The following is a 19767-nucleotide window of genomic DNA, read 5'->3' as shown; positions in this document are numbered from 1 at the left end:
GTTAGGCGTCCTTCCTCGGAAGCGGCCTCAGGATCCCCTCCGGCAGCCCGACCAGGCCGTGTGCGAACAGGCGCCGCTCGGCGATGCGCCAGCCGTGGGCCGGGGTGCGCACGAAGCGGTCGACGTAGCGCCCCAGCACGACCGGGTCGACGTCCAAGCCGGGCAGGATGTGCCAGGCGTAGAGGTAGGCGACCGTGTCGGCGTGGTCGGCGCCGGTGAAGCGGATCTCCACGTTCGAGATGTGGTGGCTGGTGACCTTCATGTGGCGCAGTTGCCGGGTCAGCCAGTCGGTGACCTCCTTGGCCGAGTGCAGGGTGTCGCCCTCGCCCTGCCCGTAGTCGGCCAGGCAGTCGTCGGTGAACAGGGCCGCCACCGCCTCGTACTCCCGCTCGTCGACAAGGCGGGCGTAGGTGTGCAGAACCTGGGTGATGGCGGCTCGGTCGGCGAGCTCGCGGATGACGGCTTCGGTTTCGGCGGACACGGGCGCCCCCAGTCGGGAATCGGGCTCGGCGGGGCCCGGACGCCGGTGCGGTCGGGGGCCCGCTGACAGCACACCGCGAAATCGGGCGCCGCGCCACTCCTTGACATGCAGCCGCCCGGCTGCCTATCTTGAAAAGGCAGCCAGACGGCTGCATATCGACAGAGGGCGAGCATGGACGAGGTGTTCAAGGCGCTGGCCGATCCGAGCCGGCGCGCGTTGCTCGACTCGCTCAACGCCCGCAACGGGCAGACGCTGCGCGAGTTGTGCGCCGGGCTCGACATGGCCAGGCAGTCTGTCAGCAAGCACCTGGCGGTGCTGGAGGAGGCCGGGCTCGTCACCACCGTGCGGCGGGGCCGCGAGAAGCTCCACTACCTCAACGCCGCTCCCGTGCACGAGATCGCCCACCGCTGGATCAGCCGCTACGACCAGGCCAGGATCCAGGCCCTGGCCGACCTGAAACTCGCCTTGGAGGAGACCCCGATGGACGCGCCGACCTTCGTCTACACCACCTACATCCGCACCAGCCCGCAGAAGCTCTGGCAGGCGCTCACCGATCCCGCCTTCACCCGCCAATACTGGGCCACGGAGTTCACCACGGACTGGACGGCCGGTTCGCCGATGACCTGGGACAACCACGGCGTGACGATCAGCGATCCGGAGCAGGTCGTGCTGGAGGCCGATCCCTACAAGCGGCTCTCCTACACCTGGCACGCCGTCACCCCGGAACTCGCCACGCGCTTCGGCTGGGACGACGACCTGCTCGCCCGCCTGTCGGGCGAGTCCCGGTCGAAGGTCACCTTCACGATCGAGGAGGCCACGTCGCAGGTCGTGAAGCTCACCGTCGTACACGACGGCTTCGAGCCGGGGTCGAGCCTGGCCGAGATGGTCAGCCACGGCTGGCCCAACGTGGTGGCGAGCCTGAAGTCGCTGCTGGAGACGGGCGAGCCGCTACCCGAGGACGCGTGAGAGCGGCTTCCTGGTGAGGTCGGGCACCTCGGCGTCGGACGCCGCGTAGCCCACGGGGAACAGGATGTAGGCCCGCTCGTTCGCCGGCCGCTCGCAGATCGTGCCGAGGAAGGCCATCGGGTTGGGCGTGTGGGTGAGCGTCGACAGTCCCATCGTGTGCAGAGCGGTGATGAACAGGCCGCACGCGATCCCGACGCTCTCGTTGACGTAGTAGTGCTTCACCCGGCTCCCGTCCTCGCGCGTGCCGTACTTCTCGGCGAAGCAGACGACGAGCCAGGGCGCCACCTCCAGGTACCCCTTGTCCGAGGTGGTCTCCAGCGGGGCGAGGGCGGTGCGCCATTCGGGGGTGAGGCGGCCGCCCTCGTAGTTCTGCCGCTCCTCGACCTCGGCGGCCTCGCGGATGCGGCGCTTCACGGCGGGGTCGCCGATGACCACGAACTTCCAGGGTTGCTGGTGGGCGCCGGAAGGCGCGGTGTTGGCGGCGAGGACGGCCAGGTCGATGCACTCACGCGGCACGGGGTCCGGCGAGAAGGAACGCACGCTGCGCCGCCTGTCGACGTGGGCGTAGAACTCCTCCCCGCGGCGGATCATCTCGTCGGCGGGCAGGCGCTCGGGGCGATAGGGCACGAAGGGGTGGTTGTGCGAGGTCACGGGAGGGAGTGTCGGCAGCGTCCTGGGTGGCTGACAACACCGGCCTGCTTTTACTACCTGATAGTCAGCTTTATCGGGATATAACTGGCTGATATGCCAGCACGTCTCAAAGGGCTTGACGATCTCGACCTGAAGATCCTCAAGCTCGTGCACGAGCGGCCCAGGAGCGGCCTCCTCGAACTCGCCAGGCTCCTGCGCGTCGCGCGGGGCACGGTCCAGGCGCGGCTCGACCGCATGACCGCCGACCGGGTGATCGTCGACTTCGGCCCGAACCTCTCTCCCAAGGCGCTCGGCCACCCCGTCCAGGCCTTCACGACCCTCGAGGTCGAGCAGGGCTCGCGCGCGGGCATCTCCAGGATCCTGGAGACCATCCCGGAGCTCCTCGAAGCGCACATCGTGACCGGTCCCGGCGACGTGTGGTGCCGCATCGCGGGCCGCGACCACGAGCACATCCAGCAGGTCATCGATCGCATGCTGGCCATCGAGGGGGTACGGCGGAGCAGCACGGTGATCACGCTCTCCGCCGTCGTGCCGTATCGCGTGCTCCCCCTGGCCGAGCAGGCCTGAGCGCGTCGTACGGCTCGCGCGGCCACCCCAGCCGCGCGAGCCGTACGGACCCAGCCGACGCCCCGCCGTGGTGCCGCCAGCCCCGGCGCCGCGGCGAGTCGTTCTAAATTCATAGTAAACCAGTGGGGATTGTTGGTAAAGCCCTTCACGCCTCCTTGACGAGCGCGTCGATCCGCGGCGCGTAGGTGGCATGGAAGACGAGCGAGGCGGCGCCGATGGCGGCGGCGTCGGCCGCGATGGGTGAGACCTCCACGCGTACGGCGTGCAGCCGCCTGGCCAGCACTCGCCTGGCGACCGCCTCGGAGACGGCGGCCCGGTAGACCTCCCCCACCTCGCGCAGGGCGGGACCGCCGAGCACGAGCAGGTCGATGTCGAGCATGTTGACGATCGAGACGGCGGCGTCGGCCAGGCGGGCGGCGACCTCGTCGATGACCGAGCGCGCCAGCGGGTCGCCGGCCGCGGCCGCCGCGCAGACGCGCGCATGGGTGAGCCGGTGCGGCGACAACGACGACACGGCGCCGAGGGCGAGCCGCTCGCGGGCGGCGGCGACGATGGCGCTGGGGCAGCACAGCGCCTCGACGCAGCCCCGGTTGCCGCAGTAGCACTCGGGCCCGTCGGGCACGACCGTGATGTGGCCCAGCTCTGCGGCGTTCAGCGAGCGACCGCGGTAGACCTGGTTGTCGAGGAACATGCCGCCGCCGATGCCGGTGCCGAGATAGAGGTAGACGAATCCGGGCGTGCTGCGGGCCAGCCCCGCCCAGCGTTCGCCGATGGCGGCGGCGGTGGCGTCGTTGTCGACCGTGACAGGAAAGCCGATGAGGCTCTCCACCTGCTCGCGGATGGGCACGCGGTCCCAGCCTGGCAGCCGGGGCGGGTTGACGATGACGCCCTTGGGGTCGAGGGGGCCGGGAGCGGCCAGGCCGAGGCCGAGCACCTTGGAGTCGGGGATGCCCGCGTCGCGCAGCAGCCGCCGCGCCGTGCGGGCCATGGTCCTGACGACCGCGTCGGGCACGGCCTGCCGTACCTTGCGGTGCAGCTTGACCACGGGACGGCCGGCCAGGTCGGCCAGGACGTAGGTGATCTCGACGGGGTCGAAGTGGATGCCGATCGCGTAGCCCGCGGTGGGGTCGACGCGCAGGATCGTGCGGGGTTTGCCGCCGCTGGAGCTCTGGTGGCCGTCCTCGACGACCAGGCCCTCCTCCAGGAGCCTGCGCACGATCACCGAGACGGTCTGCGCGGTCAGGCCGGTGCGCTCGGCGATCTGGACCCGGCTGATGCCGTCGCCGACCTGGATGGACTCCAGCACCACCGCTCGGTTGTAGCTGCCGACCTTGGGCAGGTTCGTGCCCTTCTGCATGTGGCCAATGTCACAGAAATCGTTGACTTTGTAAATCAAATAGATTTACGTTCTAGTCAAGGAGGCCGTCATGAAACGTGTTCTCATTGCTTCCCTGCTCCTGTTAACAGCCTGCTCCAGCACCGAACAGCCGTCCACCACGGGTGTCAAGGAGCTCGAGGTCCTCTACAAGGTCGAGCCCACCTGGCCGCATCTGGAGAAGATGCTGCAGAACGCCAAGAAGCAGTACGAAGCCGCCCATCCAGGGGTGACCATCAAGCTCACCGCCGTGCAGGGCAACAACGAGGTGTACTACACCAAGCTCGCGCTGCTCAACCGCTCCGCCGACTCCGCGCCCGACCTGTACTACCACGACACCTTCCAGGTCAACGCCGACGTCGCCGCGGGCAAGCTCTCCCCGCTCGACGACTACCTCGCCAAGTGGCCCGACTGGCAGTCGCAGTACGCCGACAGCGTCAAGCAGGCCGCCAAGGGCGGCGACGGCAAGATCTACGGCGTCCCGATCAGCACCGACACCCGCGGCCTGTGGTACCACAAGGACGTCCTGGCCAAGGCCGGCATCCAGGTGCCGTGGGAGCCGAAGACCTGGGACGACGTCCTGGCGGCGGCCCGCGCGATCAAGCAGAAGGTGCCCGGCGCGATCCCCTTCACGATGTACTCCACCAAGATCCACGGCGAGGCGTCGACCATGCAGGGCTTCGAGATGCTCCTGTACGGCACGCCGGGCGGCACCCTCTACGACGAGACGCGGAAGAAGTGGCTGACCGGCTCCAAGGGCTTCACCGACTCCCTGACCTTCATCAACACCGTCTACCGCGAGGAACTCGGCCCCAAGCTCGCCGACGCCCACAACGCCAAGCTCGGCGACAAGGTGACGCTGGAGTGGTTCCCGAAGGGCGAGCTCGGCATCGCGCTCGACGGCGCCTGGATGTCGGCCGCGTGGCGTCCCACCGCGCCCAAGCCGTGGCCGGAGTGGCAGGACAAGATCGGCTGGACGAAGATGCCCACCCAGAACGGCGAGGCGCCGGGCGCGGTGAGCATGTCGGGCGGCTGGGTGATGGCGATGAGCTCCTACACGAAGTTCAAGCAGGAGGCCTTCGACTTCATCACCACGGCCACCAACAAGGACAACACCCTGCTCTACTCGGTCGGCACCGGCGACCTGACGCCGCGCAAGGACGTGGCCGAGGACCCGAGCTACACCAAGGACAATCCGACCATCAAGTTCTGGACCGACCTGGCCTCGGTGACGCACTACCGTCCGGCCTTCGAGGAGTACCCGAAGGTCTCCAACCAGATCCAGGAAGCCATGGAGGCGGTCACCACGGGCGCGCAGAGCCCCGAGGAGGCGGCCAGGACCTACGCCGACCGGTTGCCGTCGGCGGTGGGCGGACCTGACAAGGTCGTCGCCGCGGGATGAGACGCTGGCTGCTCCCCCTGGGGCCCGCGCTGGTGCTGCTGGGCCTGTTCATGGTCGGGCCGATCCTGTGGAGCGTCTACATCGCCTTCACCAACGAGACGCTCACGGGGTCGGCCTCGGTCGACTCGCAGTTCATCGGCACGGCGAACTTCGTGCGCATGTTCGGCGACGAGAACTTCCTCAACAGCTTCCTGCTGACCTTCGTCTTCGTCATCGGCTCGGCGGTCATCGGCCAGAACACCCTGGGCCTGATCATCGCGCTGCTGCAGCGCGGCCGCTCCCGGACGACGCGCGGCGTGGTAAACGGCGTCGTCATCGGCGCCTGGGTGATGCCCGAGGTGGTGGCCGCGCTGTGCTGGTTCTCCTTCCTGTCCGAGGACGGCACCCTCAACACCGTCCTGGGCCTGGAGCAGGAGTGGCTCTACACCGCGCCGATGCTCGCGGTCGTGCTGGCCAACGTCTGGCGCGGCACGGCCTTCTCGATGCTGGTCTACTCGGCCGCGTTGTCGGAGGTGCCGCGCGACCTGACGGAGGCGGCGGCGGTCGACGGCGCCGGGGCCTGGCAGCGGCTCGCGCACGTCACGCTGCCGCTGATCAGGCGCTCCATCCTGGCCAACCTCATGCTGATCACGCTGCAGACCCTGGCGTCGTTCGGGCTGATCTACACGCTGACCGGCGGCGGTCCGGGCAACGACTCCCAGACCACCCCGCTCTACATGTACGAGCAGGCCTTCAAGTACTTCGAGATCGGGTACGGCTCGGCGATCGCCCTGGTGCTGCTGGTCATCGGGGCGCTGTTCTCGCTGGTCTACCTCCGGCTGATCAGGGTGGAGGAATGATGGGACGCTGGGCGCCGCCCATCGCTCTGGGCGTCATCGTGGTGGCCTTCCTCGGCCCGTTCGCCTGGGTGCTGCTCGCCTCCGTGCAGCCGGGGGCGAACCTGGCAGCCGAGCCCACCTGGGAGTTCAGCCTGACCAACTTCGAGGCGGTGCTGACCTGGGAGACCACGGTCCTGCCGCTCATCAACTCGGTGATCATCTCGGGCGGCACGGCCGCGCTGACCGTGCTCGTCTCCGCGCTGGCGGCCTACCCGCTGTCGCGTTACCGGCTGCGCTACAAGCGGCACTTCATGCTCACCCTGCTGTTCTCGACGGGCCTGCCGGTGGTGGCGATCCTGGTGCCGGTCTACTCGATGTTCTTCAGGCTCAACCTCTACGGCTCGGTGCCCGCGATGATCGTGTTCCTGTCGGCCAGCTCGCTGCCGTTCGCGATCTGGCTGATGAAGAACTTCATGGACGGGGTGCCGGTCAGCCTGGAGGAGGCGGCGTGGGTCGACGGCGCGGGGTGGGTGCAGTCGCTCACCAGGGTCGTGGCGCCTCTCATGGCGCCCGGCATCGCGGTCGTGGGGATCTTCGTCTTCGTCGGGCAGTGGGGCAACTTCTTCGCGCCGCTCATCCTGCTGGACACGCCGGAGAAGCAGCCGGCGGCCATGACGATCTTCACGTTCTTCACGCAGTACGGGCAGGTGGCCTATGGCGAGCTGGCGGCGTTCTCGCTCATCTACACGACGCCCGCGGTGATCCTCTACGTGGCGGTCAACAGGTACCTTGCGGGCTCGTTCAACCTGGGCGGGGCGGTCAAAGGCTAGACATACTGGACGGTCGGCCAGTTTCGTGGTCCATTCGGGAAATGACCGTACAAGGCACCTGCGACCCGCGCTTCGCCCAGGTCGCTGAGGAGTTCGAGCGCAACCTCGCCGAGCGCGGCGAGGTCGGCGCCTCCGTCTGCGTCATCGTGGACGGCCAGACCGTCGTGGACCTGTGGGGCGGCTCCGCGGGCGAGCGCGCGTGGGACCGCGACACCGTCGGCCACGTGTGGTCGTGCACCAAGGGCGCCACGGCGTTGTGCGCCCACATCCTGGCCTCGCGGGGCGAGCTCGATCTCAACGCGCCGGTCACGCGCTACTGGCCGGAGTACGGCACGCGCGGCAAGGAGGGCACGCGGGTGCGTCACCTGCTCTCCCACCAGGCGGGCCTGCCCGCGCTGCGCACCCCGCTCGCCCAGGGCAGCTTCTACGACTGGAAGCTCATGGCCGACACGCTCGCCGAGGAGGAGCCGTTCTGGGAGCCCGGTACGCGCCACGGCTACCACGCGCTGACCTTCGGCTTCCTGGTCGGCGAGGTCGTCAGGAGGATCAGCGGCCGCTCACTCGGCACCTTCTTCCGCGAGGAGGTGGCCGATCCGCTCGGCCTGGAGTTCTGGCTGGGCCTGCCGGAGGAGCACGAGCACCGGGTGGCGGCGACGATGCCGGCCGACATGGGCGCCGAGCTGTCCTCGTTCTACACGGCGGCGATGGGCGACCCGGCCTCGATGCAGGCGCTGCTGCTGGGCAACAACGCCGGCTACCTGGCCGAGAGCGACAGCAGGGCGGCGCACGCGGCCGAGTACGGCGCGGTGGGCGCGATCACCAACGCGCGCGGGCTGGCGGGCATGTACCAGCCGCTCGCGCAGGGCGGCGGCGACCTGGTCGGACCGGCCCAGCTGGCCCTCATGGGGCAGACCGCCTCGGCGGGCGGCGACGCGATGTTGCTGGTGCCGACGCGCTGGAGCCTGGGCTACATGAAGTCGATGGACAACACCTACCTGCCGGGCGCCGACTCCGACGGGGCGCTGATGTCGGAGACCGCCTTCGGCCACGCGGGCATGGGCGGATCGGTGGGCTTCTGCGACCCGGCCGAGCGGCTGTCCTTCGGGTACACGATGAACAAGCAGGGCCTCGGGCTCGGCATCAACCCGCGCGGCCAGGCGATGGTGGACGCCGTCTACGGCGTTCTGGGATACCGGCAAACAGGTGCGCACTGGTACAAGCCCTAACATTCATGCATGTTCTTCGGTGTCACCAACATCTGGGCCTACGTGCTGGCCGCGCTGCTGATCGTCCTGCTTCCCGGCCCGAACTCGATCTACGTCCTGACCACGGCCGCCCAGCGCGGGGTCCGCGAGGGCTACCGCGCGGCGGCCGGGGTGTTCGTCGGTGACACCGCCCTCATGCTCGCGGCGGCGCTCGGCGCGGCGTCGCTGCTGCAGTCGAGCCCGCTGCTGTTCACCATCGTGAAGTACGCGGGCGCGGCCTACCTGGGATGGATCGGCTTCCAGATGATCCGAAACGCCTGGCGCCGCGACAAGGCGGAGGAGCGGGTGCAGGTCGCCGCCGACCCCAGCCCCTTCCGCAAGGCGCTGGTGATCAGCCTGCTGAACCCGAAGGCGATCCTCTTCATCGTCTCGGTCTTCGTGCAGTTCGTCGACACCTCCTACGCCACGCCCGCGGTGCCGTTCCTCATTCTCGGGGTGATCCTGCAGCTGTTCAGCGTGCTCTACCTGTCGACGCTGATCTTCGGCGGCACGTTCCTGGCCTCGCAGTTCCGCTCCCGCAGGCGCCTGTCGGCGACGCTCACCTCAGGAATCGGCGTGCTCTTCCTCGGATTCGGCGCGAAGCTGGCGACCGCTTCGCTCGGTTAGTGAGCTGCAAGGCCGAACGTGTAGAAAGCGACAGTGGCACCCGGCGGGGTCGGGTACGGTAGGCCACCGGCGCGCACCCCCGGCGTCCCGGTGGTGAATACCCGCTCATGTTTGGGTAGTCGTCGTTATCCGGTCGAACCGCGGAGCAGTCTTGAACCATCCCCCGGTCACTCTCCCCCGCCTGACCACCTTGTTGCGGCAGGCGGCGCCCCGCCTGCTCGAAGGCGTGGTCGCCCCCCTCGCGGTGTTCTACTCCGTGATGGCGCTGCTGGGCTTCGAACTGGCCCTGGTCGCCTCCATCACCTGGGTCTACCTCTGCGTGGGCGTGCGGCTGGTGCGCAGGACGAAGATCCCGGCCACGATGTTCCTCGCGGCGACGGCGGTCACCATCCGCGCCCTGGTCTCCTTCTTCTTCGGCAGCTGGCAGTCGTTCTTCATTCAGCCCGAGCTCGGCACCATCTGCCTGAGCCTGATCTTCCTGGCCTCCATCAGGCTCAACAAGCCGATGGTGCAGAAGCTCACCCTCGACTACATCCACCTGCCGCAGGCGGTCCTCAAGCACGAGCGGGTGCGCCGGTTCTTCGTGCGCATCACCCTGCTGTGGGCCTTCGTCATGCTGACCAACTCTGCGGTGAGCATCTACCTGGTGCTGCACGAGACGCTCGGCGGCTACATGCTGATCCGCACCTCAGTGGTGGCCCTGATAAGCGGGTCGGCGATCGCCTTCTCGATCGTCGCCTTCAAGCGGGTCCTGCGCCGCCTGCACCACGCCCCCGCCTGAGGTCAGCAGGAACGCTCCTGCCACCCCGAGCACCAGCCCGGTCATGAGGGCGAACAGCTCCACCACGTGGGCGGTCGTCGGGACCCCCTGGACCATCATGATGATGAGCGTGTAGAGAGCCCAGCCGAACATCGACCCCGATCCGAGCCAGGCCGCCACCAGGAAGGCTCGGTGCCGCCTGCCCAGCACCAGGGCCAGGTAGCCGGCCCCGCCCCCCAGCGCCAGGATCCCGGCCACGAGCTCGGGAAGGCGCTCGGCCATGGCGAGCTTGGCCACGCCGACGACCACGCACACGATCAGCGCACCCCAGGCGACCACGCGCTGCAACGGCGGCGCCGTGCCGTACCTCCCCGACCAGGCGGCCGGCCAGCGGTCGGCGGCGTAGAAGGCGAAGGCCGCGGCCAGCGCGACGCCCTGCACGGTGAAGCCGCCGTAGACGACCATGAACACCCAGCTCGCGATGACCTCGTCGCCGGAGAAGGGGGCCAGGCCCTCCACGAGCACGGTCGCGGGGACGCCCAGGACGATGGTGCTGAGCAGACCGGTGCCCACCCACAGCGGCAGCGCCACCAGCCAGGCGGGCAGCCGCTGGCCCCATCGGGCGGTGAAGGCCAGCGCCAGGACCAGGCCGACGGCGTCGAGGGCGAAGGTGGCCGCGTTGGCTCCGACCATCTCCGAGGTCGCGAACAGATCGGGTTTGCTCACCCCCACGTAGGTGCCGGTGAGCCAGAGCAGCTTGAGCGTGAGGTAGGGCAGGGTCGCGGCCATGGCCACGACGCCCGCGACGATCCTGCCGGGCGTGGTTGTCATGGCACCCAGCCTGCTCGCGCTGCTGCCGTCTGACCTCCCGCCTACCGGGGAGGCGCCTCCCCCTCATGGGGGAGTTTCACGGCGAGCAGGTAGCCGTCGCCGTCAGGTCCCGCCTCCAGCGTGCCTCCCGCGAGCCGTACCCTCTCCCGCAGGCCCGCCAGGCCCAGCCCGCCGGAGCGGGCGACGGGCCGGCCGGCCGGCGGGCCGTTGCGCACGGTGATCAGCGACGGCGTGACGGAGACGGCGACGCGCGCGCCGGGAGCGTGCTTGGCGGCGTTGGTCAGGCCCTCCTGGACCACGCGGTGGGCCAGTGCCGGCTCGTCGCCGCCGGCCGTGAGCGTGATCGTCATGCCGGAGTCGCGCGCCCGCGCCACCAGACCGGCGACGTTTTCGCCGACGGGCACGAGCGGGGCGGCGCCGTCCTCGCGCAGCAGGCCGATGATCTCCCGCAGCCGCTCGGTCGCCGCCGAGGCGGCCTCCCGCAGCTCCCCCGCGGCCTTGGTGTGCGCTCCCTCCATCATCTCCAGGGCCGCCGCGCGCACGGCGATCAGCGCCAGGTCGTGGCCGAGCGAGTCGTGCATGTCGTGCGCGATGCGGGTGCGCTCGCGCAGGCGCGCCTGCGCCTCGGCGGACTGCGTGGTGCGCTCACGCTGCTGCAGCATGCCGCGCCGGAGCATGCCCAGGCCGTACGGCAGGACGTAGGCGAGCAGCAGCCCCGACAGGACCGTGATCCACTGGCCGATCAGCAGCCCGCCGGCGGTCACCACGGCGAAGACCGCGAGCGCCGGCCACTGCCGCGTCATGCGGCGCCCGGTCAGGTAGGAGTACCAGATCACGCCGGGAGTGATCGCCGCGACCGGGAAGACCTTGATGTCGATCAGCGCCGGGTTGAGCCAGGTCACGTCGCTGGTGGCGAGCGACTCGGTCATGCTGGGCGGCAACGCCACCGACAGCAGCAGCACGGCCGCGGGCGGCCAGGGACGGCCCACCGCGACGGCCACCCCGACCAGGGCGACGCGGGCGCCCGTCACCCCGAGGAAGGCCGGCAGGTCGGCCAGGGGGTCGGGGCCCGCCGCGGCCACCAGCACCGACAGCACGGCCCACAGCAGCACGTCGGACAGCAGCTGGCGTCGCGTTCTTCTCACCCGCCCGACCCTAGCGCCCACCTGCGACGATCCGCCCCTGACGAAAGTCGGGTGGGGATTACCGCCCATCGGAGGGTGAAGCTGGCTCCACCCCGCAGTCGGATACCTGCACTCCTGCCCGGGACGCTCCGGCTCGGAAGGATCGTGGTCGTGAAGATGACGAAAGTCAGGGCCGGCACCCGCCGATCGGCCGATGTCCCGCCTCCGGCACGCTACCTAGCTTCGGTCAGGTACCCCTCCGGGGGCGACTAGGGGTCTTCCCCGATGTCCGCGCAACAGGGCGCGGACCAGGCTGGGGTGACCCTCCCACGGTGATCGGAGATATCGGCATGTCGCAATCAATCCTGGACCTCCTGCATCAGGTGATGTCCTCGCCATGGCTGTATTTGGCGATCTTCGCGCTGGCGGTCCTGGACGGGTTCTTCCCGATCGTTCCCGCGGAGACCTCCGTGATCACCGCCGGGGTGTTCGCGGCGACCGGCCAGACCAACCTGGCGCTGGTCATCCTGGTGGCCGGTCTGGGAGCCCTGGCGGGAGACCACATCTCCTACCTGATCGGCTACAAGTCGGGCGGCAGGCTGCGGGACAAGAAGGCGTTCGTCTGGGCGCGCAAGGCCCTGGACGAGCGTGGCGGCCTGGTCCTGGTGATCGCGCGGTACATCCCCGGAGGGCGTACCGCGACGACGATCACCATGGGCGCGGTGCGCTACCCGCTGCGGTCCTTCACCTTCTTCGACCTGATCGCCGCCTCCTCGTGGGCGGTCTACTCCGGCCTGATCGGCTTCTTCGGCGGCATGGCCTTCGAGAACGACCCGATCAAGGGACTGCTGCTGGGCCTGGGCATCGCCGTCACGATCACCATCGTGGTCGAGGCCGTGCGCTGGTTCCGCAAGCGTTCACAGAACTCTCCCAGGGTGCTCGTAGAAGCAGCCCAGAACTCTTCTCAAGACTCCTGAATGTTCGCCTGACGGACATCAACGACGGCAACCATCCCAGTGAAAGGAGTGCGCGATGACTGTGCTGGCCGCGGCCGTGGCCCTCGCCGGCTCGTTGTTCTTCGCACTCGGCGCCGCCTTCCAGCAGTTCGAGGCGGCCAGCGGCAAGCCGAGCATGCGAGCACTGCTGCGCAAGCCCCGCTGGCTGCTGGGCGGCCTGGCCATCCTGGCCGGGGGCGCGCTCCACATCGTGGCCCTGGGCCTGGGGCCGTTGACCGTCGTGCAGCCGATGGGTGTGGCGAGCCTGCTGTTCGCCCTGCCGATCGCGGCCGCCCTGCACGGGCGCAGGCCCGCCAGGCAGGAACTGGTCGCCGCCGCGGTGGTGGCCATCGGCCTGATCGGGCTGGTCATGATGGTCCCCGCGCACGCGGGGCCGGTCTCCTTCACCCCGCGTGAGGCCGTGATCCTGCTGGGCGTCTCCGGCATCGCCGCGGTGCTGCTCTGGGCGGGCTCGCGGGTCACCGGCCTGGCCGGTCGCGCGGCCCTGCTGGCCACCAGTTCGGGCGTGCTGTACGGCGCGACCGCCACGCTCGTGCGTGTCCTCGTCGACGGCGGCTGGAACTGGTGGTACGCCCTGGCCCTGCCGATCCCCGCCTTCCTGGCGCTGATGATGCTGCAGCGTGCCTACGCCGTCGGCCACTTCGGCGTCTCCTTCGCCTCGTTGCAGATCGCCGACCCGCTCACCGCGGTCGCCTTCGGCGCTCTGCTGCTGGGCGAGCCCCTGCCCTCCGGGATCCTTCCGATCCTGGCCGCCGCGCTCGCCGCGGGCGGCACCTTCGCTCTCGCCAGAACCACCCCCCTGGAAAGGACCCCCTCCTGATGGCCATCCCGCTGCACACGCTCGCCGAGGAACTTCAGCAGCCCGTCCCGACCAGGCCGCGCCGCGTGCTGATCTCGACCGACACCTACCCGCCCGACGTGAACGGCGCCGCCTACTTCACCCACCGCCTGGCCACGGGCCTGGCCGAGCGGGGCAACGAGGTGCACGTGGTGTGCGCCTCCGAGGACGGGCCGCGCAAGACCGACCTGGTCGACGGCGTGGTGGTGCACCGGCTGCGCTCGGCGCCGATCCTGCTGCACCCGACGATGCGGGTGACCGTTCCCGGCCGCCTGGACCGGCTGTTCGAGGCGATCTCCCCCGACGTGCTGCACACCCAGGGCCACTTCGTGGTCGGCAGGGCGGCGATCGCCGCGGCCCGCCGTCGCGGGGTGCCCGTCGTGGCGACCAACCACTTCATGCCCGACAACCTCTTCCAGTTCGCGCACATCCCGTCCCGGCTGCGCGTCCAGGCGGGCAAGCTGGCCTGGAGGGACTTCTCCAGGATCTTCGACCGGGCCGACCACATCACCACGCCCACGATGCTGGCCGCCAAGCTCCTGTCGGACCAGGGCTTCGGCCGCGAGGTCGAGGCCGTCTCCTGCGGCATCGACCTGGCCCGCTTCCACCCGCACACCGAGCCGAAGGCCTGGGCGCGCAAGCTCTTCGACCTGGAGGATCGGCCCACCGTGCTGTTCGTGGGGCGCCTCGACGAGGAGAAGCGGCTCGACGAGATCGTGCGGGCCCTGCCGCACATCCTCAACACCACCGACGTGCAGGCGGCCTTCGTGGGACAGGGCAACCAGCGCGAGAGCCTGGAGAAGCTGGCCCAGCGCATCGGCGTCGGCGACCGGGTGAGGTTCCTCGGATTCGTCCCCGACGAGCTGATGCCGCAGGCGTTCGCCGCGGCCGACGCCTTCGCCATGCCGGGCGTCGCGGAGCTGCAGAGCATCGCCACGCTGGAGGCGATGGCCAGCGGGCTGCCGGTGGTCGCCGCCGACGCGATGGCGCTGCCGCACCTGATCGGCGGCAACGGCCACCTCTACCAGCCGGGCAACGTGATCGAGCTGGCCAGGCACCTGACCGAGATCATCACCAACGACGTGCTGCGCGAGCACATGGGCCGCGTCTCCCGCGACATGGCCATGTCCCACGACCACCAGGCCTCGCTCGCCCGTTTCGAGCAGATCTACGATGAGGTGTCCCGATGATCATTGGGGTTGTCGCCGGCTGCGTGATCGCGTTGCTGGGGTTGACCTACGTCCATCTGGCGCTGCCCACGCAGACGCTGCTCAGCGACTACGCGCTGGTCCAGGGCGGGATGCTGCCCGTCATGATCGGCATGCTCGCTCTCGCCGCCGCCTGCCTGTTCCTGGCCTACGGCCTGGCCGTGCGGGAGCCGAACAAGAGCGCGGCGGCCCGGGTCCTGCTCATCGTGGCAGGCGCCGGGCTGATGCTCAGCGCCGTGTTCCCGACCGACCCGCACGACGGCGCCAACACGCTCGGCGGGGAGATCCACCGCTGGGGCGCCGCGATGTTCTTCACCGCGCTGCCCGTGGCCGGATGGGTGCTGGCCCGCGGCAGGGAGGCGCTGGCCCGATGGAACGCGGTGCGCGCGCTCAGCGCGACCTCCGCCGTCGCTCTGGTGGTCTACCTGGCGGCCCACCCGGCCGCGCTCACCTCGGCGTGGATCAACGGCGGCGCCTACTACGGCTTCCTGGAGCGCGGCCTGGTCGCCTTCGAGATCGTCGTCATCGTGGCGATGGCCCTGGCCGCCAGGACCGCGGTCGTCCAGGCCGCAGAAGAGCCGGGCACGCAGGAGCGCCCGCCGCTCAAGCTCGTCGCCTGAACACTTCGACGTGCGTCTAACCGTTGCGGGCCTACCGTGAAGGCATGCTGATCACGGACAACGACGAGGCACGCGCGCTGCTGTCAGATCCCGGCGCCGTGCCGCCACCCGCCGACGACGGCCCGGGGGCGCTGGCCCGGCTGCGTTCCCTGGTCTGCCGCTTCAGCAGCGGCCAGGAGCACGCCGAGCGGCGCGAGGCCGTCGAGCAGGTGCTCGCCACGCTCGACCCCGCCGACCTACGCAGAGCCGCCGCCGGCCTGCGGCACGAACCCGCCGAGCGGGTGCCGGCGCTGGTGCTCGGGGCGGCGTTCGGCGTCGCCGACCTCGAACGGCTCGTCACCGCGGTGGACGGCGCGGCGCGCGGCTACCTGTCGGGCGAGCGCGACCGGGAGGCCGACGAGGGGGCGGCCCTCCTGCTGGAACTGCTCGACGTGCCGCGCGCCACCATCCTGCTGCAGGCGCACGCCGCCACCGGCGCGCTGATCGCCAAGGCGCGCACGCGGCCGGTGGAGGAGGTCCTGCGCTTCGATCCGCCGGTGCGTGTGCTGCGGCGGGTCGGCGCCGACATCGACGTGGCCGCCGCCAACCGCGAGGGACCGGTGCTGACGTTCGGGTACGGCACGCGCCCGTGCCCCGCCTCGGCGCACGCCCTGGCGATCGTGGAAGGAGCGCTGTCATGACCTTCGCCGACCTGCACCGCCCAGGAGATCCGTTCCTGCTCCCCAACGCCTGGGACTACGGCTCTGCCGCACTGCTGGCCGAGCACGGCTTCCCCGCGGTCGCCACGACCAGCCTCGGGGTGGCCGCCGTGCACGGCAAGCGCGACGCCGCCGGGGCCACCATGAACGAGACCATCGCGCTGGCGGCGGCCCTGCGCCCCCTCGACGTCATGGTCAGCGTCGACGTCGAGGCGGGCTTCAGCGACGACCCCGACGAGGTGGCCGAGCTGGTGCTGATCCTCAAGGAGCTCGGCGTCCACGGGGTGAACATCGAGGACGGGCGTCCCGACGGCACGCTCAGGGAGATCGCCCACCAGCGCGACATCCTCCAGGCCGCCTGCGGCCACGGCGTGTTCGTCAACGCCCGCACCGACACCCACTGGCTCGGCACCGGCGACGTCTTCGAGCGGGTCCAGGCCTACTCCTTCGCCGACGGCGTCTTCGTGCCCGGCCTGACCGACCTGGCGATGATCGCCGAGGTGGCCGCCGTCCGTCCGCTCAACGTGCTCTACCAGGCCGCGGGGCCCTCGATGAAGGAACTGGCCGCGGCGGGAGTGGCCAGGATCAGCACGGGATCGCTGCTCTACCGGGCGGCGCTGCGCGGAGCGGTGGAGACGGCGCTGGCCATCCAAGGCCGGGACGCTGCGCCCGAATTGCCGACCATCGCCCGGATCATGGGTCTGTTGCCGCGATAATCGTGACCATGCTGGTGGAGATATTGGGGCCGGTGCGGGCGGACGGCCTCGACGTCGGCGGACCGCGCGTGCGCGCGCTGCTGGTCCTGCTGGCCATGGAGGCGGGCCGGGTGATCCCCGCCGACCAGCTCATCGACGGCCTGTACGGCGAACACCCGCCCGACGACGCGGCCAACGCCCTGCAGTCGCAGGTCTCCCGCCTGCGCCGGGCCCTGGGCAGGCGGCTCGTCGAGCACACCGCGGCCGGATACCGGCTGGCGGTCGACCCGCTCCAGGTCGACCTGCACCGCTTCGAGCAACTGGCCGCCGAAGGCCGGCGGGCGCTGGCGGAAGGCGACCCGGCCGCCGCCGACGCGGCTCTGGGCCAGGCGCTGGCCCTGTGGCGGGGCGTTCCCGAGGCCGCGCCCGCGATCGTCACCCGCCTGGCGGAACGCCGCCTCGCCGTGGTCGAGGACTCCATCGAGGCCCGGCTCGACCTCGGCAGGCACCGCGAACTCGTGGCCGAGCTGAGCGAGCTGGTGCACGAGCACCCGCTGCGCGAGCGCCTGCGCGCCCAGCTCATCCGCGCCCTGTACGGCAGCGGCCGCCAGGCCGACGCGCTCGCCAGCTACGAGGAGGGGCGGCGCATCCTCGACGAGGAACTGGGCGTCGAGCCAGGTCCAGAACTGGCGGCCGCCCAGCTGGCGGTGCTGCGCGCCGACCCGGCGCTCAACGCGCTGAAGTCGACCAGGCAGGGCCTGCGCGCCCAACTCACCAGCTTCGTGGGCCGCGCCGACGAGCTGGCCACCGTCGAGGCGATGCTCGGCGAGACCCGCCTGGTCACCCTCATCGGGGCGGGCGGCGCGGGCAAGACCCGGCTCGCCGTCGAGGCCGCCGGGCGCGCACCGGGCGACGTCTGCGTGGTGGAACTGGCGACCGTCCTCGACGACGCCGAGGTCCCCGTCGCCGTCCTGGAGGCGCTCGGCATCCGCGAGGCCGCCGTGGGCACCGCCGGACGATCGGTGCTCGACCCCACCGCCCGGCTGGTCACCGCGCTGGCCGAGCGCAAGCTGCTCCTCGTCCTCGACAACTGCGAGCACCTGGTCGGCGCCGCCGCCGAGCTGGCCGACCGGCTGCTGTCGGCCTGCCCCTCGCTGCGCGTCCTGGCCACCAGCCGCGAGGCTCTCGGCATCACGGGCGAGGCCATCTACCCCGTCACCCCGCTGCGGGTGCCCGCCTCAGGCACCCCCGCCGAGCAGGCGCTCGACTACCCCGCCGTCCGGCTGTTCGCCGACCGGGCCGCCGCCGCGCGCCAGGGTTTCGCCCTCGACGGGGGCAACGTCGAGGTCGTCCTGCGCATCTGCCGCGCCCTCGACGGGCTGCCGCTGGCCATCGAACTGGCCGCCGCCCGGCTGCGCACCCTGCCGCCCGCCGAGCTGGCCACCCGGCTCGACGACCGCTTCCGGCTGCTGGCCCGCGGCAGCCGTACGGCCATGCCACGGCACCAGACGCTGCGCGCGGTCGTCGCGTGGAGCTGGGAACTGCTCGACGCCGAGGAGCAGGCGATGGCGCGGCGGCTGACCGTGTTCGTCGGCGGCGCCCGGCTCGCGGCGGCCACCGAGGTCTGCGGCCTGCCCGAGGAGGTGCTGCTCTCCCTGGTCGACAAGTCGCTGGTGGAGGAGCTCGACGGGCGCTACCGCATGCTGGAGACCATCAGGGCCTTCTGCGCCGAGGAGCTCGTCGCCGCCGCCGAGGTCGACGCCGTACGGCAGGCGCATGCCGACCACTACCTGCGCCTGGCCGAATCGACCGAGGCGACGCTGCGCGGGGCCGACCAGTTGCGGGCGCTCGCGCTGCTCGACGAGGAGCGCGACGACCTCAACGCCGCGCTGCGCTGGGCGATCGAGGAAGGGCAGACCGCCTTCGGCCTGCGGCTGGTGGCCAACCTGGCGTGCTACTGGTGGCTGCGCGGCCACCGGGTGACCAGCGCCACGCTGGCGGCCGACCTGCTGCTCCAGGTGCCCCCTCCGGACGGGCAGGCGTGGGAGGAGTACGCCCTGTGCGTGCTGGTGGCCTCGTGGGCGGGCGTCACCGGCGAACTGCGCGAGCGGCTCGACGGGCTGCGGCCCTTCGCTGCGTCCATGGCCCACTTCCCGTACTCCATCGACATCCTGAACATGCTCATGTCGGTCTTCGTCGGCCCGCCCGCCGACCTGGACGTGGAGGAGATGGCGTCCTTCCCTCGCGAAGGACTCGCACCGTGGGTGGGCGCCCTCACCCACATGGGCCCGGCGTTCGTCTGGTTCAACCTCGGCCAGCACGTCCTGGCCCGGCAGGGATTCCAGCGCGGGCTGGAGGGCTTCAGGGCGGTGGGCGACCGCTGGGGCATCACGCTCGCGCTGTCCGGGATGATCGACCTGGAGTTCGAGGAGGGCCACCACGCCGGGGCGCTGGCCCTGGCCGACGAGGCCCTGGCGTTGTCGGAGCAGATCGGCTCCGTAGCGGACGTGGCCGAATACCTGTGCCGCCGCGCCGACTGCCTGGCCGAGCTGGGAGAACCCGCCCAGGCCGAGTCGTGCTACCACCGCTCGGCCGACCTGTCGCGGCGCGCGGGCTCCGTCGAGAGCCTCTCGCGGGCGATCCTCGGCCTGGGCGAGCTGGCCCTGCGCTCCGGCGACCTCGACCGGGCAGAAGAGCTGATCTCGCAGGCGATGGCCCACAACCCCGCCGATTGGTACTCCTCGGTGTTCATCCAGGCCAGGGCGGAGCTGGCGCTCGCCAGGCTGGCGGCCGAACGCGGCGACCTGGCCGGCGCTTACACGCGCTACCTCGGCCTGCTGCGCCGGTGCGCCGAGAACATCGTGCCCACCGCCCACCAGGCCGTGCGCGGGCTGGCCGAGGTGGCCGGGCGCCAAGGCGACCGCGCGCTGGCCGAGCGGCTGCTGACCGCCTCGCCCGTCGAGGCGCTGGAGATGGTCAGCGCGCGGTAGGCGCGCGGTCAGCGGGCCCTCGCACA

Annotated in this window: 20 protein-coding genes; 15 read left to right on the top strand and 5 right to left on the bottom strand. The window is 70.8% G+C overall.

Features of this window, described 5'->3' with window-relative positions; translation table 11 throughout:
- Position 1: 1 nt before the first annotated feature.
- A complete protein-coding gene (locus ACIBH1_RS20120; RefSeq protein WP_397315302.1) occupies positions 2-481 on the bottom strand; it encodes a nuclear transport factor 2 family protein in 480 nt (159 codons plus the stop codon).
- Positions 482-652: 171 nt separating this feature from the next.
- Here ACIBH1_RS20120 and ACIBH1_RS20115 point away from each other — a divergent pair, with 171 nt between their 5' ends.
- The gene (locus ACIBH1_RS20115) at positions 653-1447 is read left to right on the top strand and encodes an ArsR/SmtB family transcription factor (protein WP_397315301.1); all 795 of its coding nucleotides are present in this window, start codon (positions 653-655) and stop codon (positions 1445-1447) included.
- On the opposite strand, the gene ACIBH1_RS20110 is transcribed toward ACIBH1_RS20115, so the two are convergent.
- A complete protein-coding gene (locus ACIBH1_RS20110) occupies positions 1430-2098 on the bottom strand; it encodes a nitroreductase family protein (protein WP_397315300.1) in 669 nt (222 codons plus the stop codon). The genes ACIBH1_RS20115 and ACIBH1_RS20110 overlap by 18 nt on opposite strands.
- Positions 2099-2191: 93 nt before the next feature.
- Here ACIBH1_RS20110 and ACIBH1_RS20105 point away from each other — a divergent pair, with 93 nt between their 5' ends.
- On the top strand, positions 2192-2665 hold the full coding sequence (locus tag ACIBH1_RS20105) for an Lrp/AsnC family transcriptional regulator (protein WP_397315299.1): 474 nt from the start codon (positions 2192-2194) through the stop codon (positions 2663-2665).
- Between the two features lie 145 nt (positions 2666-2810).
- Here ACIBH1_RS20105 and ACIBH1_RS20100 read toward each other — a convergent pair whose 3' ends face one another.
- Positions 2811-4022, bottom strand: coding sequence for an ROK family transcriptional regulator (locus ACIBH1_RS20100; protein WP_397315298.1), 1212 nt, complete (start codon positions 4020-4022; stop codon positions 2811-2813).
- Between the two features lie 70 nt (positions 4023-4092).
- Between ACIBH1_RS20100 and ACIBH1_RS20095 the strand changes: the two genes are divergently transcribed.
- The 6 genes from ACIBH1_RS20095 (at position 4093) to ACIBH1_RS20070 (ending at position 9742) form a co-directional block, all read left to right on the top strand.
- The gene (locus tag ACIBH1_RS20095) at positions 4093-5442 is read left to right on the top strand and encodes an extracellular solute-binding protein (RefSeq protein ID WP_397315297.1); all 1350 of its coding nucleotides are present in this window, start codon (positions 4093-4095) and stop codon (positions 5440-5442) included.
- Positions 5439-6281, top strand: a complete 843-nt coding sequence (locus tag ACIBH1_RS20090) for a carbohydrate ABC transporter permease (protein WP_397315296.1) — start codon at positions 5439-5441, stop codon at positions 6279-6281. Before ACIBH1_RS20095 ends, ACIBH1_RS20090 begins: the two co-directional genes overlap by 4 nt.
- Positions 6278-7090, top strand: a complete 813-nt coding sequence (locus ACIBH1_RS20085; protein WP_397315295.1) for a carbohydrate ABC transporter permease — start codon at positions 6278-6280, stop codon at positions 7088-7090. Before ACIBH1_RS20090 ends, ACIBH1_RS20085 begins: the two co-directional genes overlap by 4 nt.
- Positions 7091-7131: 41 nt before the next feature.
- Positions 7132-8316 carry a serine hydrolase domain-containing protein gene (locus ACIBH1_RS20080; RefSeq protein WP_397315294.1) on the top strand — a complete coding sequence of 395 codons (1185 nt, stop codon included), beginning with the start codon at positions 7132-7134 and terminating at the stop codon, positions 8314-8316.
- Between the two features lie 9 nt (positions 8317-8325).
- On the top strand, positions 8326-8961 hold the full coding sequence (gene leuE / locus ACIBH1_RS20075; RefSeq protein WP_397315293.1) for a leucine efflux protein LeuE: 636 nt from the start codon (positions 8326-8328) through the stop codon (positions 8959-8961).
- Positions 8962-9112: 151 nt separating this feature from the next.
- Entirely contained in the window at positions 9113-9742 is a 630-nt protein-coding gene (locus tag ACIBH1_RS20070; RefSeq protein WP_397315292.1) for a VC0807 family protein, read from the top strand.
- Here the strand turns inward: ACIBH1_RS20070 and ACIBH1_RS20065 are convergent.
- Together ACIBH1_RS20065 and ACIBH1_RS20060 are read right to left on the bottom strand one after the other, a co-directional pair.
- Positions 9650-10552, bottom strand: a complete 903-nt coding sequence (locus ACIBH1_RS20065) for a hypothetical protein (RefSeq protein ID WP_397315291.1) — start codon at positions 10550-10552, stop codon at positions 9650-9652. The two genes, ACIBH1_RS20070 and ACIBH1_RS20065, sit on opposite strands and share 93 nt — an antisense overlap.
- Before the next feature lie 41 nt (positions 10553-10593).
- On the bottom strand, positions 10594-11697 hold the full coding sequence (locus tag ACIBH1_RS20060; RefSeq protein ID WP_397315290.1) for a sensor histidine kinase: 1104 nt from the start codon (positions 11695-11697) through the stop codon (positions 10594-10596).
- Between the two features lie 329 nt (positions 11698-12026).
- Between ACIBH1_RS20060 and ACIBH1_RS20055 the strand changes: the two genes are divergently transcribed.
- Genes ACIBH1_RS20055 through ACIBH1_RS20025 form a run of 7 tightly spaced genes read left to right on the top strand, consistent with a single transcriptional unit; the run spans position 12027 to position 19741 of the window.
- Positions 12027-12653 (top strand): DedA family protein, encoded by a 627-nt coding sequence (locus tag ACIBH1_RS20055; protein WP_397315289.1) that lies wholly within the window; start codon positions 12027-12029, stop codon positions 12651-12653.
- Positions 12654-12708: 55 nt separating this feature from the next.
- Positions 12709-13512 (top strand): DMT family transporter, encoded by an 804-nt coding sequence (locus ACIBH1_RS20050; RefSeq protein ID WP_397315288.1) that lies wholly within the window; start codon positions 12709-12711, stop codon positions 13510-13512.
- Complete coding sequence (locus ACIBH1_RS20045; RefSeq protein ID WP_397315287.1) at positions 13512-14720, top strand: glycosyltransferase; 1209 nt, start codon at positions 13512-13514, stop codon at positions 14718-14720. The genes ACIBH1_RS20050 and ACIBH1_RS20045 overlap by 1 nt, the downstream gene beginning before the upstream one ends.
- Positions 14717-15358, top strand: coding sequence for a DUF998 domain-containing protein (locus ACIBH1_RS20040; RefSeq protein ID WP_397315286.1), 642 nt, complete (start codon positions 14717-14719; stop codon positions 15356-15358). The genes ACIBH1_RS20045 and ACIBH1_RS20040 overlap by 4 nt, the downstream gene beginning before the upstream one ends.
- Before the next feature lie 44 nt (positions 15359-15402).
- Positions 15403-16038, top strand: a complete 636-nt coding sequence (locus ACIBH1_RS20035; RefSeq protein WP_397315285.1) for a hypothetical protein — start codon at positions 15403-15405, stop codon at positions 16036-16038.
- Positions 16035-16772, top strand: a complete 738-nt coding sequence (locus ACIBH1_RS20030; protein ID WP_397315284.1) for an isocitrate lyase/phosphoenolpyruvate mutase family protein — start codon at positions 16035-16037, stop codon at positions 16770-16772. The genes ACIBH1_RS20035 and ACIBH1_RS20030 overlap by 4 nt, the downstream gene beginning before the upstream one ends.
- Positions 16773-16780: 8 nt before the next feature.
- Positions 16781-19741: a BTAD domain-containing putative transcriptional regulator gene (locus ACIBH1_RS20025; RefSeq protein WP_397315283.1), complete on the top strand. Its 2961-nt coding sequence runs from the start codon at positions 16781-16783 to the stop codon at positions 19739-19741.
- The last annotated feature ends 26 nt before the right edge of the window (positions 19742-19767 follow it).

Origin of the sequence: Nonomuraea sp. NPDC050663 (genome assembly GCF_044456985.1) — a bacterium.
GTDB lineage: Bacteria > Actinomycetota > Actinomycetes > Streptosporangiales > Streptosporangiaceae > Nonomuraea.
The sequence above is the reverse complement of the archived record's forward strand: the minus strand, read 5'-3'. Positions and strand labels throughout refer to the sequence as shown.